At 62.4% G+C, this 14,832-nt stretch carries 15 protein-coding genes; 5 read left to right on the forward strand and 10 right to left on the reverse strand.

Going from position 1 to position 14,832, the window contains the following annotated elements:
* Positions 1 to 429 precede the first annotated feature (429 nt).
* The 8 genes from FGQ61_RS09015 to trxA form a co-directional block, all read right to left on the reverse strand.
* On the reverse strand, positions 430 to 1,098 hold the full coding sequence (locus tag FGQ61_RS09015; protein ID WP_138375295.1) for an HAD family hydrolase: 669 nt from the start codon (positions 1,096 to 1,098) through the stop codon (positions 430 to 432).
* A 105-nt stretch (positions 1,099 to 1,203) separates the two neighbouring features.
* Positions 1,204 to 2,238 carry a hydrogenase expression/formation protein HypE gene (gene hypE, locus FGQ61_RS09020; protein ID WP_138375296.1) on the reverse strand — a complete coding sequence of 345 codons (1,035 nt, stop codon included), beginning with the start codon at positions 2,236 to 2,238 and terminating at the stop codon, positions 1,204 to 1,206.
* A 48-nt stretch (positions 2,239 to 2,286) separates the two neighbouring features.
* Positions 2,287 to 3,399 carry a hydrogenase formation protein HypD gene (gene hypD / locus FGQ61_RS09025; protein ID WP_249360967.1) on the reverse strand — a complete coding sequence of 371 codons (1,113 nt, stop codon included), beginning with the start codon at positions 3,397 to 3,399 and terminating at the stop codon, positions 2,287 to 2,289.
* Positions 3,399 to 3,659: a HypC/HybG/HupF family hydrogenase formation chaperone gene (locus tag FGQ61_RS09030; protein ID WP_022094793.1), complete on the reverse strand. Its 261-nt coding sequence runs from the start codon at positions 3,657 to 3,659 to the stop codon at positions 3,399 to 3,401. The genes hypD and FGQ61_RS09030 overlap by 1 nt, the downstream gene beginning before the upstream one ends.
* A gap of 134 nt (positions 3,660 to 3,793) precedes the next feature.
* A complete protein-coding gene (gene hypF, locus FGQ61_RS09035) occupies positions 3,794 to 6,265 on the reverse strand; it encodes a carbamoyltransferase HypF (protein WP_138375297.1) in 2,472 nt (823 codons plus the stop codon).
* A 115-nt stretch (positions 6,266 to 6,380) separates the two neighbouring features.
* Positions 6,381 to 6,893 carry a nickel-responsive transcriptional regulator NikR gene (gene nikR / locus FGQ61_RS09040; RefSeq protein WP_212745463.1) on the reverse strand — a complete coding sequence of 171 codons (513 nt, stop codon included), beginning with the start codon at positions 6,891 to 6,893 and terminating at the stop codon, positions 6,381 to 6,383.
* Position 6,894: 1 nt separating this feature from the next.
* Positions 6,895 to 7,143: a hypothetical protein gene (locus FGQ61_RS09045; RefSeq protein WP_138375298.1), complete on the reverse strand. Its 249-nt coding sequence runs from the start codon at positions 7,141 to 7,143 to the stop codon at positions 6,895 to 6,897.
* A gap of 231 nt (positions 7,144 to 7,374) precedes the next feature.
* On the reverse strand, positions 7,375 to 7,695 hold the full coding sequence (trxA, locus tag FGQ61_RS09050; RefSeq protein ID WP_138375299.1) for a thioredoxin: 321 nt from the start codon (positions 7,693 to 7,695) through the stop codon (positions 7,375 to 7,377).
* A gap of 136 nt (positions 7,696 to 7,831) precedes the next feature.
* Between trxA and FGQ61_RS09055 the strand changes: the two genes are divergently transcribed.
* On the forward strand, positions 7,832 to 8,407 hold the full coding sequence (locus tag FGQ61_RS09055) for a hypothetical protein (RefSeq protein WP_022093991.1): 576 nt from the start codon (positions 7,832 to 7,834) through the stop codon (positions 8,405 to 8,407).
* Positions 8,408 to 8,471: 64 nt separating this feature from the next.
* Here FGQ61_RS09055 and FGQ61_RS09060 read toward each other — a convergent pair whose 3' ends face one another.
* Together FGQ61_RS09060 and FGQ61_RS09065 are read right to left on the reverse strand one after the other, a co-directional pair.
* Entirely contained in the window at positions 8,472 to 9,749 is a 1,278-nt protein-coding gene (locus tag FGQ61_RS09060) for a sensor histidine kinase (RefSeq protein WP_138375300.1), read from the reverse strand.
* Positions 9,749 to 10,471: a LytR/AlgR family response regulator transcription factor gene (locus tag FGQ61_RS09065; protein WP_138375301.1), complete on the reverse strand. Its 723-nt coding sequence runs from the start codon at positions 10,469 to 10,471 to the stop codon at positions 9,749 to 9,751. The genes FGQ61_RS09060 and FGQ61_RS09065 overlap by 1 nt, the downstream gene beginning before the upstream one ends.
* Before the next feature lie 292 nt (positions 10,472 to 10,763).
* Between FGQ61_RS09065 and nadA the strand changes: the two genes are divergently transcribed.
* From nadA to FGQ61_RS09085, 4 genes are read left to right on the forward strand one after another with little or no spacing between them, the layout of a single operon-like run.
* Positions 10,764 to 11,789: a quinolinate synthase NadA gene (gene nadA, locus FGQ61_RS09070; RefSeq protein WP_117583639.1), complete on the forward strand. Its 1,026-nt coding sequence runs from the start codon at positions 10,764 to 10,766 to the stop codon at positions 11,787 to 11,789.
* A 56-nt stretch (positions 11,790 to 11,845) separates the two neighbouring features.
* Positions 11,846 to 13,222 carry an L-aspartate oxidase gene (locus tag FGQ61_RS09075; protein WP_249360969.1) on the forward strand — a complete coding sequence of 459 codons (1,377 nt, stop codon included), beginning with the start codon at positions 11,846 to 11,848 and terminating at the stop codon, positions 13,220 to 13,222.
* Positions 13,223 to 13,225: 3 nt separating this feature from the next.
* Positions 13,226 to 14,086 (forward strand): carboxylating nicotinate-nucleotide diphosphorylase, encoded by an 861-nt coding sequence (gene nadC / locus FGQ61_RS09080; RefSeq protein ID WP_138375302.1) that lies wholly within the window; start codon positions 13,226 to 13,228, stop codon positions 14,084 to 14,086.
* Positions 14,086 to 14,631, forward strand: a complete 546-nt coding sequence (locus FGQ61_RS09085; RefSeq protein ID WP_138375303.1) for a transcription repressor NadR — start codon at positions 14,086 to 14,088, stop codon at positions 14,629 to 14,631. The genes nadC and FGQ61_RS09085 overlap by 1 nt, the downstream gene beginning before the upstream one ends.
* Positions 14,632 to 14,832: the final 201 nt, after the last annotated feature.

Genomic DNA, 14,832 nt, shown 5'->3' on the forward strand with positions numbered 1-14,832 from the left:
CACGAGCGGGGGCTCCTATCTTTTTAGTGCCCTCGGATTGGGTCATAGTGTCTGTCGTTGCCAAAACAACGTCGTTCCCTTGGTTGGCTTAAAGTGGCACTTTTACCTGCGACGTTGCCATCGCTGAAGTAGTCATTGGGAAGGCGGCAGCTGGGGACGTTCCTTTTCTGCCGGCAGTTGGGGACACTCCTTGTGCCAGCGTTGCACCGAGTGCTTGGGAAACCGCGACCCGGTTTTTGGCCGAATAGTGGGTCGCATTTTCCGGATGGGGTGGGTTGCGGAAACTGCGACCCGGAATATTGCTCTGAAGTGGGATGCGGTTTCCCTGATGCGCCTCAAACGGAAAGCCCATCCCATTCCGGAGCTTCAAAACGGGATGCGCTTTCCGCGCGGAAGAATTGTCGCAGCTGCGTTAAGCAGTGTCGCTCGTTACTCGCCCAGGATCAGCGCTGCGAGCTCTGCCTGGGTGTCCACCACGTAGTCGGCGCCGGTGGCTTCCAGCTCTGCGCGGCCGCGGAAACCCCAGCTGACGCCCGCACTCTTAAGGCCGGCGTTGTGGCCGGTCAGGATATCGACATTGGAATCGCCTACGTAGAGCGTGGTCGCCGGGTCGGCGCCTAGCTCTTCCATCACATGCAGCGTGACGGGTGCTTCGGGCTTGGGCGGAAACGCATCGACACGGCCCTGCACCAGCGCAAAGCGCTCGGAACCAAAATACTTTTCGATAAGCGGAGCCGCCGAGACGTGGTCCTTGTTAGTGAGCACGGCAAGCTGAACGCCTGCGGCGCGCAAGCGGTCGAGCATCTCGATCGTGCCGGCATAGGGAGCGGTGTGGTCTTCCTTGTGCTCGCCGTAGTAAGCCCTAAACTCGGCAAGCGTCTGCTCAAACATGCGGCCGTCGCCTGCGTACTCGGCGGGCATAAAGCGCTCAACCAGCTTGAGCATGCCGTTTCCCACCTTGTAGCGGTACTCGTCAACGGCAAACGTGGGCCAGCCGTGCGCCTCGCAGGTATGGTTGCTGGCGGCCGCCAGGTCCTCGAGCGTGTTGAGAATGGTGCCGTCCAGGTCAAAGATCACATGGGAAAAAGCTGCTGCCATGGGTGCTCCTGCCGCTTGAGTTGTAAAACGCACCCCATGATACTGGGCATGCGTGCCGGGCATGTTTGGAATCTGAATATCTTTAATAGCCCTGAGCCTTTGTCGTTAGCAAATCCTCGGCAGCTGTTCTCCCACGAGCATGTCGAGGATGCGGGTCGAGCCCCAGCCGGTGCGCACGCGCACGGCGGGATGGGCGCCCTCGGCAAGTGGCAGCACGCGACCGATGATGGCGGCATTCTCGCCGTAGCGGGCGGCGCGCATGGCGCTCAGCGCGGCATCGGCTTGCTCGGCCGGCACGACGGCAACCATCTTGCCCTCATTTGCCACCTGCAGCACGTCATAGCCGAGCATCTCGCAAGCCGCCTGCACATCGGGACGCACGGGCACGGCATTCTCGTCGATCTCCATGGCAATGACGCTGGCCTGGGCAAACTCGTTGAGTGTGGACGCCAAGCCACCGCGCGTGGGGTCGCGAAAGCAGCGCGTGTCGGGTGCTGCGGCAAGCACATCGGCAATCAGGTGGTTGAGCGGCGCGGCGTCGCTTTCGATCGTGCTCGAAAACGCCAGGCCCTCGCGTTGGCTCATGATGGCGATACCGTGGTCGCCCAGTGTGCCCGACACCAGAATGACGTCGCCGGGGCGGCAGTTTGCGCCACTGAGCGCCACGCCCGCGGGTACCTCGCCCACGCCGGCGGTATTGATGTAGACGCCGTCGGCACCGCCACGCTCGACCACCTTGGTGTCGCCGGTGATTATGGACACGCCCGCCTCGCGCGCCGTCTCGGCCATGGTCTGCACGATCTGACGCAGCTTGTCCATGGGATAGCCCTCTTCGAGGATGAAGCCGCACGACAGGTAGCGCACATTGGCACCCGAGGTCGCGACATCGTTGACGGTTCCGCACACGGCGAGTCGGCCGATATTGCCGCCGGGGAAGAACTGCGGCGTCACCACAAAGCTGTCGGTCGACATGGCGATGCGCTCGCTCGCGGGCAGTGCGGCGACGCCGGCATCGTTGCCCTCGAGCAGCTCGGGCGACCCAAAGGCATCCAAAAAGACCCCGTCGATGATGCGTTTCATCATCTGGCCGCCGGAGCCGTGACCCAGCAGGACGGTGCTGTCGGTAACGCTATGGGACATATCGAAAACTCCAATCGTGGGTGGTGCCGGTGTGCGGGTGCGTCCGGGCTAGGCGCGGTATCGGTAGTACGCCGCGCAGCTGCCCTCGGAGCTCACCATGCAGGGGCCGACGGGATGCTCGGGCGTACAAGCGTGGCCGAACAGGGGGCAGTCGCTCGGCGTAATGGCCCCGCGCAGCACGTCGCCGCAGCGGCACCCGCGCGGCTCGACTGTCGCCTCAACGGGCACATCAAAGCGAGCACGGGCGTCAAAGCGCGAGAACTCGGGGCGGATGGAAAGGCCCGAGTTGGCAATCGACCCCAATCCGCGCCATGTGGTATCGCACGGCTCAAATACCTGCTCGACCAGCTGGCGCGCCACGGGATTGCCGTCGGCATTGACGCCGCGACGGTAGGCGTTGTCAATCGCCGGCCTGTCCTCGACAACCATCTGGACCAGCATGCAGATACCCTGCAAGATGTCGACCGGCTCAAATCCCGTGACCACGCCTGGAGTCTTAAACTCGTCGACCAAAAAGCCAAAGGGGGCCAAGCCCGTGATGGTGGCGACGTGGCCCGGCAGGATAAAGCCGTCGATGGCGGTCTCGGGGTCGTTGGCGATGGCGCGCAACGCCGGCGGCGTGGTCTTGTGGGCGCAATAGACCGAGAAATTCAAAAGCCCGCGCGCTTCGGCCTCCAAGATGGCGGCGGCGATGGTGGGCGTTGTGGTCTCAAAGCCCACGCCCATAAAAATAACCGGGCGATCGGGGTTTTGCTCGGCAATGTCGAGTGCATCGAGCGGGGAGTACACAATGCGAATGTCACGCCCTGCCGCCTTTTGTGCAGCGAGCGAGGTGGACGATCCGGGCACGCGCATCATGTCGCCAAAGGTGGTGATGATGGCGCCGTCTATGTTGGCGAGCGCGATTGCGTGGTCGATGTCGCGGTTGGCGGTGACGCAGACGGGGCAGCCCGGTCCGCTCAGCAGCTTGAGCCCGGCCGGCATAATGGAGCGAAAGCCATAGCGGCCGATGCTCACGGTGTGCGTGCCGCAGACTTCCATAAGGTTGATGGCGCGGTCGCCGACAAGCTCATGAATGCGCTCGATGAGCTCGCGAGCCAGCTTGGAATCGCGAAATGCCGAAAAGTCGATACCGGAGCGCGCCGGCTGTCCGGCCGCCACTAGTATGCCTCGGCCGGGTTGCTGGCCAGTTGGTCTTCTTCGGCCAGTTCGGTCATGGCATTAACGAGCTCGAGCGTTTCTTGCGCTTCCTGCTCGTCGACGATCTGGATGCCAAAGCCGGCGTGTACGAGAATATAGTCGCCTACCTGCGCCGTCGGCACGAGTCTGAGCGACACGGGGCGCTCGATGCCCATCATGTCGACGGTGGCCTTGAGGTCGTCGTCGCGTTTGACTACTTTGCCGGGAACGGCAAGGCACATATTGTTCCCCTTTTATACGCTTTGCGCTGGATGGGCGCTTAATAATCCATCAGTTGATGGTAGCGCTCGCGGGGTTCGCGGGCAAACGCGTTACGCCTGTGAGACGGCTGGGCGCGGCGGCGTGCGAGGGCGAGCTACTGTGATGCAATCTGCGCGAGGCGAGCGCGTGCGACTGCCGCCTGACCGTAGGCGATGCAGCCGTCATTGACGGGTACGGTGTGGGGGACAAGGACAGTAGGGCCTGCGCTTTTGAGCTCGCGGGTGAGGAGCTGAAGCAGAAGTCGGTTCATGAACACGCCGCCTGAGAGCGCGACGGTGTCGATGCCCTCGTGCACGCAGATATCGCTGGCGATACGCGCCGAGGAGCGCGCGACGGCGACATGGAAGTCGAGTGCGAGCCTGTCGGCGGGCGCTCCGGCTTCAATTCCTCCCAAAAGTGCCTCAAAGAGTGCTTTCTGGTCCAGAACATAGGGGCCGTCCGGCCACGATGGGCCAGATGCGAAATAGCCGGCGTTGTCGTCGGGAAAATGGGCGATTTCGTTGTCGAGCGCGCGCCAGGCGGCGGCCTCAAGCTCGATGGCGGGTTCGCCCTCGTAGGTTGCCTTGTCGCAGATGCCCAGAATCGCTGCCGCGGCATCAAAGAGACGCCCCATGCTGCTGGTACGCGGGCTGTTGATGCCGCGCTCGATCATGGTGGTTGTCACGCTGCGCGTTTGCTCGTCGAGGCTGTCCAAAAGCCGCGCGGCACCTGGGTGCTCGAGCAGGCCGAGCTCACTGAGCAGGGCAAAGGCGTTGCGGCGGGCGTCGCGCACGGAGGCCGCCCCGCCGGGGAGCGCCCAGGTGCGCAAATGCGCGGCGCGCTCAAAGCCGCCAAGGCTGGCAACAAGAAACTCGCCGCCCCAAATGGTCCCATCGGTGCCGGCGCCGGTGCCGTCAAAGGCGATGCCAAGGACACGCGCGTCGGTTGTAAGCTGGCCCGCGGCGATGGCCTCGGCCATTACGCTCGCGATATGCGCATGATGGTGCTGCACCTCGACGAGCGGCAGATTGCATTTTCGCGCCTGCTCGCGCGCCCACTGGCCCGATAGATAGCTGGGGTGTAAATCGCAGGCCAAGGCGGCGGGCGCCAAATCAAAGAGATCTTCCAAGCGCGTGCGCGCGGCGTTCCAGGCATCGAAGGTCCCGCCGTTTTCAACATCGCCGATATGCTGCGACACAAAACAGGTTGCCTCGCCGTTCGTCCCTTCACGCGTAAGCGCAATCGTGGCCTTTTGTTGTGGCCCGCAGGCGAGCACGCAGGACGGAGCGCCGTCGAGCGCCGGCAACGGCAGCGGCTGGGGTGCATATCCGCGAGCGCGGCGCACGGGCATAACGGCGCCGTCGACCACGCGTACTACAGAGTCGTCGTAGCGCGAGAGGATCGCGCGGTCGTTACCGAGCAACGCGTCGGCGATGCCGGCGGCAACGAGGTGTTCCCAGGCAAGATCGTCATCGGTCTCGATGGGCCCTTCGCTCAGGTTTCCGCTGGTCATGACGAGCGCGTGCATACCGTGCGACGCGGCAGCTGCAAGCAGAAGATGCTGAAGCGGGGTGTAGGGGAGCATAACGCCAAGCTCGGGCAGGTCGTGCGCGACGGACGGTGCGAGTACGAGGGCGTCGGGAGAATCGCCGTCGTTCCCGCAAACAGCACGCCGGCGCAGCAACACGATGGGGCGAATGCTGCCGGCCAGCAAGCCGCGCTCAACATCGCTGACATGGCATAGGCGTTCAACGTCAGCAAGGTCGCGCACCATGACGGCAAGTGGTTTGTTGCTGCGGCGTTTGCGACGGCGTAACTCGGTCACCGTCTGCTCGTTGGCAGCGTCACAGGATAGATGGAATCCGCCCAGGCCCTTGATGGCGACGATGCCACCGCTGGCCAGCAGCTCAACGCAGCGCTCGATAATGGCGTCGCTGGCCTCGCATGTGGTGCCGACGGCTGGTGTCGCGGACGAATTCCCGCACGCATCGCCGTTCACAGCCTCGCGCCACGTAATATGCGGCCCGCAATCAAAGCAGGCATCGGGCTGCGCGTGAAAACGCCGGTCGAGCGGGTCGGCATACTCCGCGGCGCACTTGGGACACATGGGAAAACAATCCATCGACGTGGCCGCTCGGTCATAAGGCAGCGAGCGGATGATGGTAAAGCGTGGGCCGCAGTTGGTGCAGTTGATAAAGGGGTAGTGATAGCGTCGGTCGGCGGGATCGAACAACTCGCGCAGGCAATCGTCACAGGTGGCGATATCGGGCGAGACGAGCGTGGTGTGCGCGGTCTGGTCCTGCGATGCTACGATGTGAAAACCCTGTTCATTGGCGGTATCCCAACCGTTGGCTGCCAGGTCCACAACCTCGACATACTCTACGCGGGCTGCCGCAGGCGCATGCTCAGAAAGCGCGGCAACAAAAGCATTGAGCGCATCGGCCGGAGCGTGCGCCTCGATATGCACGCCGTCGCCCGCGTTGAGCACCCAGCCGCAAATGCCATGCACCATGGCCTCGCGATACACAAACGGTCGCATGCCAACGCCCTGTACAATGCCCGTCACATGAATATGCACATGCCGCATGCGACACCCCTCATCAAAACCTACCAAAAAAGACAGGTTTGTTTTGGTAGGTAAAACTTCTAAACCTGCCAAAATAAACCTGTCTTTTTTGGTAGGTGCGCTGCAGGAAATCCCGCTACAGCCCCAGGCTCTGCTTGGTGGCGGCGCACGTGAGCTCGCCGTGCTTAACGCCGCGCAGGCCCAGCAGGCGGTCGGCTAGTTCGTAGACGCGCTCGCCGCGACCCTTGAGCGCCAGAATCTCCAAGCAGTTGTGGTGATCCAGATGCACGTGCATGGTCGATACGATCTCGTTGGTGTAGTCGTGCTGCACCTCGTCCAGGCGGCGCGTCAGATCGCCGGTGTGATGGTCGTAGATCATAGTGAGCGACCCGATAACCTGCTCATCGGGCGTGCGCATCTGCTCCTTGGCGATCGAGGCGCGAATCAGGTCGCGCACGGCCTCGGAGCGGTTGGCCACGTCGCCGCGGCGTGCGATCTGCTCGTCAAAACGGCGCAGCAGGTCGTCGGGTGCGGTAACCGAAAAACGGACCAGCTCGGAGCCGGAGCCACTACAATGGCAGCCCGCGTCACCGTCCGCCCCGTGCGGATGCTCGTGCTCGTACCCGCAGCCGTGCTCGTGTTCGGCCACGTTACACCAGCTTCACGGAGCCGACGGAGTTGTGGTCGGCCTCGATGGCCTCTTCGTAGCCCTCGAGTGCGGCATGGGCCTCGTGCAGCGCGGCCATGGCTGCTTCGAGCTTGGCGCCGATGCGCTCCATGTCAAAATTCTCGGTCGCATGCAGCAGCTGATGGCTCCACTCATGAGCGAGCTCGATGGTGTCGTCGACCTGTTTGACGCTCATGGCAAGCTGGCTCATGTTCATTCCAACATCATGCATGGGAAATCTCCTTTTGTATGGGGCAGTTCAGTGGTTCAGATTTTACTACGCCCGCTCTGCGCGCAGTTACATAAGAAAACGGGTACGAGTCTGTGCGACCCGCACCCGTTCACTGGGGGCTGTTTGTGACTACCATACTATCCGCGGTTGCACTCGGTGCATTCAGAAGTCCGGCGAGCGGCGTAAAAGCGCTCATGGACGGCAGGCAGACGGCAACATGTAACAAGCATATTACAGATGCTTTTCCAGCAGCGCCTGCAGCCTCGCCTTGGGCAGAGCGCCGACCGAGCGGTCAATTTCCTCGCCGTTCTTAAAGACAATCAGCGTGGGGATGCTCATGACGCCATATTTCATGGCCAGGTCCTGGTTGTCGTCGACGTTGCACTTGGCAACGGCAAGTTTGCCAGCCAGCTCGTCTGCCACCTCGTCAACGATGGGCGAGAGCGATCGGCAGGGCCCGCACCAGGGCGCCCAAAAATCGACTAGCACGGGCAGGCCGTCGTTAACGATGGAATCGAAGTTCTCGGGGGTAATCTGCTTAATGTCAGCCATGGTGACCTCCATAATGCGACGCGGCTCAGCCGCGTAAAACTCAGTACGACCGTGCTTATACCCAGTGGCCCGCAAAGCAACCACTCGCGGGCAGCTCTTTTATATAATGGTGGGCACGCAAACGATTGGAGAGCGCATGCCCACGTCACAAAGCCAGAAAAAAGAAGCCATCGCCCAGGCGACCGAGCAGGAGCTCGCATCGCTCGCGGGTCGTGGCGTGCGTATCGCGGGCAACGCGTGCTCGCCGATCGTGCTGGTCAAAGGCGATTTGGACGAGGCCGAGCGTTCGGGTGGCGAGCTTGCCGCCGGCCCGGATGGCGCGGCGTTGCGCAAGGCGCTTGGGGCCATCGGCTACGCGCCCGAGGATTTTTGCGTGCTGGCAAGCGTCGCCGGCGTGGGTGACGGAGCGGTCGCGGTGGGCGAGACTCTGCCGTGCGAGCTGTTCCGTGAGGCGCTTGAGGCTTTGGACCCCGAGGCGGTGCTACTGCTCGACAACAACGCGGCTGACGCCATGCGCGAGACCTACGCCGATATGCTCGTGGCAATCGATGACTTCGACACCGCCATGCTCAAGCCCGGCTTGGTCGCCCATGTGCAGGGTCGCCGCGTGCTCGCGCTCGACGGTTTTGAGGCGGCGCTCACTGACAAAGCCGCCAAGCAGCGCATGTGGGCATACATCAAGCAGCTGACCCCGGCGGCCGCTCCGCTGTAGCGGATTGGCGCCGGTGAGCGATTGCCTGGCGGGCAAGACACGCCGCGAGATCGGCGCCGCACTTCTACATCACAGCGCGCAGCTCAAACCGATCGCCGTTAATGCGGAACTGGCAGTTGCCGTTCATGCGTTCGACGGCAAGCTTAATGCTCTTGGTTCCAAAGCCGTGTCCGGTGTGCCCGGCTACGGGCATGCCGTCGACCATGCGCGGCGCGCGGTCAAACGTGTTGGAAACTAACAGCAGCAGCTGGCCGTCCTCTAATCGCAGGTCAAAGTCGACGAATCGCTTTCCCTGGGGCGCGGCGCTTGCGGCGGTGATAGCGTTTTCCAAGGCATTTGAGAGCACGCTAAACAGGTCGGCGTCACCTACGTGGATGGTTTCGGGTACGGCGGCGCGCAAGTTGGCGGTAATGCCGTTTCTATTGATATCCGAGTTAAATGACGAAAGCGCGATGTTTACGGTCTCGTTGGCGCAGAAGCGGCGTACGGCGGTGCGGTCGCCGGCTTCGCAGAGTTCGTCGATGCGATCGAGCGCCTCGTCGGTGTGGCCCTCTTCAATTAAAGCGGCCAGGCCGCGTAGAAAGTGGCGCATGTCGTGGCGAAGAATCGACAGCTCGCGCCCAGATTGACGCCAAGCCTCGAGCTCTTTGATGGCGACGCTGTCGCGGGTTTCGAGCATCCAGCGCTCTCTCTCGGCGGTTTCCTTTTCTTCGTATTCACGCAGGTAGACGGCGAGGAACATAAGGTAGAACGCGCAGAGCGCAAAGGCCAAAAACTCAACCGTCACCACCGAGCCCGAGTGGAACAGCGTGGTGTAGACGTTGGTGGCATAGTCAAAGACGTAATAGACGAGCGGCAGGATTAAAAGGATGCCCAGCTCGGTGGTGCTTTTAATCGCCAAGCGCGGACCGATGTCGCCGGCCCAATGCAGCAGGACGGCAAAGACGGCGAGTGTGGTCGCGATGCGCGCCAGATAGTACGCGATCTGAGAATCGGTTGCGGCAAATGCGGCGATGCCCATCCAATTGCTGAACTGGCAGCTCAGATAGGCACTCGTAATGCCGAGCACGGCAAGCAGCGGGCTCAGGCGGTAGCGCGCGCACAAATAGATGACGAGCGGCAGATGCACGACGAGCGGATATACCTGGCGGGCGAAAAGCTCGCCGCCGACGGCATTGGCGATCGAAAAGGCAGCGCCGGTCACGACGCCGACCAGCACCAGTTCAAGCGCATGACGCCGGTTGATCTCGATACCGCACAGCGCCGCCGAGGCAAAGACGCCAAAGAGCAGCGTCGTGGCGTGGTGGATTGCCCAAAGGATCATTTCGACCGAGGAGACCATCAGTGTCTCCCACCCTCAAAGCGCGCCGCAAAGTAGGCGTCTTGGAATCCCTGCTTGCAGCTGCGCGAAAGCGGGATGCACGCGCCCGAGCGCATGATGATGTCCGTGCGGTCAAAGTGATCGATATTGCGCAGGTTGACCTGGTAGCTGCGGTGGCATTTAAAGAAGACCGCGTTTTGCTCCAAGCGGTCCTCGACGCTGCGGAACGACTCGAGTGCCTCGATATCGCGTCCGTCGCGCAGGTGGAAGACCACGTGCTTGTTGCGCGCCTCGGCATATTCGATGTCGGACAGGCGCAGGGCGTGGTAGCCAAAGGAAGTTTTGATCACGAGCTCGTCGGTTGCCGCCGGGCGCATGCTCGAAAGCTCGTCGAGCAACTGCGCCAGGCGTTCGTAAGTCACGGGCTTGAGCAGATAGTCGAAGGCACGGACCTCGTAGGATTCCAGCGCGAACTCGGGCGACGAGGTGAGGAACACCAGGCGCACGGCGGTGTCGGCCTGGCGCAGTTCGCGTGCGGTGTCCATGCCGTTGACGAGCGGCATGATCATATCGAGCAAGATGATGTCGGCGCGCGATGCGGCATGGCGGGCCAGCAGGTCCTCGCCGCGCGTGACGAGCGCAACATCGACCGCCGTGCCCGTCTCGGTCGACCAACGGTCGATCATCCGGTGCAGTCTATCTAGAAAAGCGACATCATCGTCGCAGGCAATAATCTTGAGCATTCGGCCCCCTTAAGTAGTTCGATTTTGCCACATCGGGCACGCGCCGCTTGCGGGGGTGCGGACCGTTTGCGCCTCACGGCGTGCAGCTCGCGCCAAGCGGTGTTGCGGTGGCGAAAGATGCCTCCTGCGCTATCGAAAGCCCGGCTATCCTCAGCTTGCCAGTTCGAAAATGGACCTGCCACATGATTGAATCTTTATTTCAACTTTACACCTAGGTTTACAGCTGTCTTGTCAGCTGTAAACCTAGGTGTCATACTAAAGCCCCAAGATTCGCCAAAAGAGAGGGGCCTTGATGGCACAGAGCGCGAACATGGATGCGTCGGAGCTTGCACGCGATATCGCGGCCGGCCTGGCATCGGCAACGACGGCAACGGAGCGTGCGGCACTGGTGCCCGCAGAGCTCGTCGAGGCCATTCAGCAACTAAAAACCCAACGTGACGCGGTGATCCTGGCGCACTATTACGTGGCGCCCGAGGTGCAGGCTGTGGCCGATTACGTCGGCGACAGCTTCTACCTGGCAAAGCTTGCCAAGAGTCTGCCGCAGCAGACTATCGTGCTGTGCGGCGTGGAGTTTATGGGCGAGAGCGCCAAGCTGCTCAACCCCACCAAGACCGTGCTGCTGCCCGAGCCGGGCGCGGACTGCCCCATGGCGCACATGGTCAAGCGCGAGACGGTCGACGCGGCGCGCGCCGAGTACGGCGACGACCTGGCCGTGGTGTGCTACGTCAACTCCACGGTCGAGATCAAGAGCTGGAGCGACGTGTGCGTCACCAGCTCCAACGCCGTTAAGATCGTGTCCGAGCTGCCGCAGCAGCATATTCTGTTCATTCCCGACCAAAACCTGGGACGCTTCGTAGCCGAGCAGGTGCCGCAAAAGCACGTCATCCTCAACAACGGCTACTGCCCGCGCCATCACATCATCACCGTCGAGCAGATCGTCGACGCGACGGAGGCCCACCCCGACGCGCTCGTGCTGGCGCATCCTGAGTGCAAGGCCGACGTTCTGGCCGAGGCCGACTACATCGGCTCCACCGCCGGCATCATCAAGTATGCCGAGGAGTCCGACGCGAGCGAGTTCATTATCGTGACGGTCCGCGGCGTGCTCTACGAGCTCGAGCGCCGCTGCCAGGGCACTGGCAAGAAGTTCTACTTCCCCGCGGTGCAGCCCACCTGCGTCAACATGGATCTCATCACGCTCGAGAAGCTCGTGCGCTGCCTGGAGACGGGCGAGGGCGAGGTGCAGATCGGCGTCTCGGACGAGGCGGCAGACCAGGCCAAGCTCACGCTCGACCGTATGCTCGAGTACGCAGCGCGCTAGAACAATGTTGCATGAGGGACGGTCCCTTATGTCACATTACAAGGGAGAGGATTCCTGTGGAAACCAAGCAATACCCCGATATGGAGTGCGACGTCGTTATTGCCGGCTGCGGCGTGGCGGGTCTGTACGCGGCCCTCAATCTGCCGACGAGCACGCGCGTGATCATGCTCTCCAAGGGCGCGGTCGACGAGTGCGATTCGATGCTCGCGCAGGGCGGCATCTGCGTGCTGCCCGAAGGCTCGGACTACGATGCCTTCTTTGAGGACACCATGCACGCCGGCCATTACGAGAACCGCCGCGAGAGCGTCGACATCATGATCCGCTCGAGCCGCTCGGTCATCAACGACCTGCTAGCGATGGGCGTGGATTTTGAGCGCAAGGCCGACGGCAGCCTCGACTTTACCCGCGAGGGTGCACACAGCCGTCCGCGCATTGCCTTCCATGCCGATATCACCGGCAAGGAGATCACGACTAAGCTGCTTCAGGCTGTCCGCAAGCTGGACAACGTGCAGATTTTGGAGCACGTGGCCATGACCGACATCCTGACGGGCGAGCGTGACGGCGACACGGTGTGCACCGGTATCGTCGCCGTTCCCGTGGACGAGGACAACTCGGTTCGTCCCGCCGACGAGCTGGTAAATGCCGCTGAGGGCGCGCATGCCGGCGAGCCGTTTAAGATCCATGCCCGCCACACGCTGTGGGCGACGGGTGGCATTGGCGGCGTGTACGACCACTCGACCAACTACCCGCAGCTCACGGGCGACGCCTGCTACATCGCTCAGGAGCATGGCATTAAGATGGAGCACCTGGACTACGTGCAGATCCATCCCACGGGTCTGTTCTCGCCGCAGCCGGGTCGCACCTTCCTGATCAGCGAGAGCTGCCGCGGCGAGGGCGCGATTTTGCTCAACGCCGCCGGCGAGCGTTTTACCGACGAGTTGCAGCCGCGCGACGTTGTCGCCGCCGCCATCCGCGAGCAGATGAAGCAGGATGACACCGAGCACGAGTGGCTGAGCTTTGCCCCCGTCGAGCGCGACGTGGTGACCGGGCACTTTGCCAATATCCGCGCGCGCTGCCTGGAGGACGGCCGCGACATCTTGGACGAGCCCATTCCCGTTACGCCCACGCAGCACTACTTTATGGGCGGCGTGTGGGTCGACAAGGACGGCCACACCTCGATGCCCGAGCTCTACGCCGCGGGCGAGACGGCCTGCAACGGCGTTCACGGCAAGAATCGCCTTGCATCAAACAGCCTGCTCGAGGCGCTGGTCTGGGGTCGTCGCGCCGCGTGGTACATGCGTACCGGCGAGTCGCTGGCCGTGGAGCAGGCGGGCGAGCCCGCGCTCGACGGGCGTCACCGCGCCTTGAGCGCCGACACCCTTGCAATCGATGATTTGGCCCGTGCCGCCGGCACGCAGGCCGTGGAGGAGTAGACCATGAATCCCATTACCATGAAGCTCGTCGTCGATGATCTGATTCTGCAGGCTCTGCGCGAGGACATTACGTTTGAGGACGTGAGCACGGCGAGCGTGTGCCCCACGGCGCGCCCCGCCACGGTGGAGCTTATCGCCAAAGCCGATGGTATCATCGCCGGCCTAGACGTGTTCTCCCGCACCTTTGAGCTGCTGGATCCGCAGAGCTCCGTGTTGTTCGATGTCTCGGATGGCGACGAGGTGCACGCCGGCGACCATGTGGGTCAGGTGCGCGGCGACGCGCGCGTGTTGCTTTCGGGCGAGCGCGTGGCGCTCAACTACCTGCAGCGCATGAGCGGCATCGCTACTTACACGCATCGGATGGCGGCTGCGCTCGAGGGCACCAAGACCGTGCTTGTCGACACGCGCAAGACCACACCGGGCATGCGTGTGTTTGAAAAGGCGGCAGTCGAGATCGGCGGTGGCAGCAACCACCGCTATAACCTGTCGACGGCTGTCATGCTCAAGGACAACCACATCGACGCCGCCGGTGGCGTGACGCGTGCGATCGAGATGGCGCGCGCCCATGCATCGTTTACCACGACGGTCGAGATCGAGTGTGAGAACCTGGACATGGTGCGCGAGGCTGTGGAGGCCGGCGCCGATATCATCATGTTCGACAACATGACCCACGACGACATGGCTGCCGCGATTGAGCTTATCGCCGGCCGCGCCAAGACCGAGTGCTCGGGCAATGTGGATGCCAGCAATATCCGCGCCCTGGCTGATCTGGGCGTCGACTACATTAGCTCGGGGGCGTTGACGCACTCTGCGCCGATTCTCGACCTCTCGCTTAAGCACCTGCGTCTGCTGGACGGTAAATAATGAACGCCCGCGAGCGTCGCCGTGCCATCATGGCCGTGCTCGAGGGGGCCAAGGGGCCCGTATCGGGCAGCGCACTTGCTCGTGAGGTGGGTGTGAGCCGCCAGATTGTCGTGCAAGACATCGCCCTGCTGCGCGCCGATGGGCACGATATCGTGGCGACCAACCGTGGTTATGTGCTGCAGGAGGCCCCCAGCAGCCCCGCTGTGCCCACGCGCTTGGTCAAGGTTCGCCACAGCGTAGAGCAGGCAGGCAATGAGCTCACGAGTATCGTCGACGCCGGAGGCGCCGTGCTCAACGTGATCGTCAATCACCGCGTGTACGGTAAGATTACGGCCGACCTGGACATCCGCAATCGTCGCGATGTTGAGCGCTACCTGCACGATATCGAGAGCGGCAAGAGTTTTCCGCTACTAACGGTGACGAGCGGCTATCACTTCCATCGCATCGCGGCGGAGGACGAGCAAACCCTCGACGAGATCGAGGCTATGCTCAAGGAGAAAGGCTACCTTGCAGACTTAATGCCCTACGAGGATGATTTGTCCTAGCCCGACACCGTCTTTATAAGTTGCGGTGAAATAGTTCCTACAATCGGCACCTAAGCAATGAGCCAGGAACTATTCCACCGCAACTGCCCAGGCTTATAGGACAAAATGTGTGTCCCGATAGAACATCCGTTTCTATCCATTAATCAAGCCAGAACGGGTACGGGTCCCTGTGGTGGAGGTCCTCCCACACGGCCCTGTCGC

This window comes from Collinsella aerofaciens (genome assembly GCF_005844325.1).
GTDB lineage: Bacteria > Actinomycetota > Coriobacteriia > Coriobacteriales > Coriobacteriaceae > Collinsella > Collinsella aerofaciens_G.

What these genes read in the sequence shown, in the direction of transcription:
- FGQ61_RS09015 (WP_138375295.1), bottom strand. Translation starts at nt 1,098, where the DNA reads ATGGCAGCAGCTTTTTCCCATGTGATCTTTGACCTGGACGGCACCATT.
- hypE (WP_138375296.1), bottom strand. Translation starts at nt 2,238, where the DNA reads ATGTCCCATAGCGTTACCGACAGCACCGTCCTGCTGGGTCACGGCTCC.
- FGQ61_RS09030 (WP_022094793.1), bottom strand. Translation starts at nt 3,659, where the DNA reads ATGTGCCTTGCCGTTCCCGGCAAAGTAGTCAAACGCGACGACGACCTC.
- hypF (WP_138375297.1), bottom strand. Translation starts at nt 6,265, where the DNA reads ATGCGGCATGTGCATATTCATGTGACGGGCATTGTACAGGGCGTTGGC.
- FGQ61_RS09045 (WP_138375298.1), bottom strand. Translation starts at nt 7,143, where the DNA reads ATGCATGATGTTGGAATGAACATGAGCCAGCTTGCCATGAGCGTCAAA.
- trxA (WP_138375299.1), bottom strand. Translation starts at nt 7,695, where the DNA reads ATGGCTGACATTAAGCAGATTACCCCCGAGAACTTCGATTCCATCGTT.
- FGQ61_RS09055 (WP_022093991.1), top strand. Translation starts at nt 7,832, where the DNA reads ATGCCCACGTCACAAAGCCAGAAAAAAGAAGCCATCGCCCAGGCGACC.
- FGQ61_RS09060 (WP_138375300.1), bottom strand. Translation starts at nt 9,749, where the DNA reads ATGGTCTCCTCGGTCGAAATGATCCTTTGGGCAATCCACCACGCCACG.
- FGQ61_RS09065 (WP_138375301.1), bottom strand. Translation starts at nt 10,471, where the DNA reads ATGCTCAAGATTATTGCCTGCGACGATGATGTCGCTTTTCTAGATAGA.
- nadA (WP_117583639.1), top strand. Translation starts at nt 10,764, where the DNA reads ATGGCACAGAGCGCGAACATGGATGCGTCGGAGCTTGCACGCGATATC.
- nadC (WP_138375302.1), top strand. Translation starts at nt 13,226, where the DNA reads ATGAATCCCATTACCATGAAGCTCGTCGTCGATGATCTGATTCTGCAG.
- FGQ61_RS09085 (WP_138375303.1), top strand. Translation starts at nt 14,086, where the DNA reads ATGAACGCCCGCGAGCGTCGCCGTGCCATCATGGCCGTGCTCGAGGGG.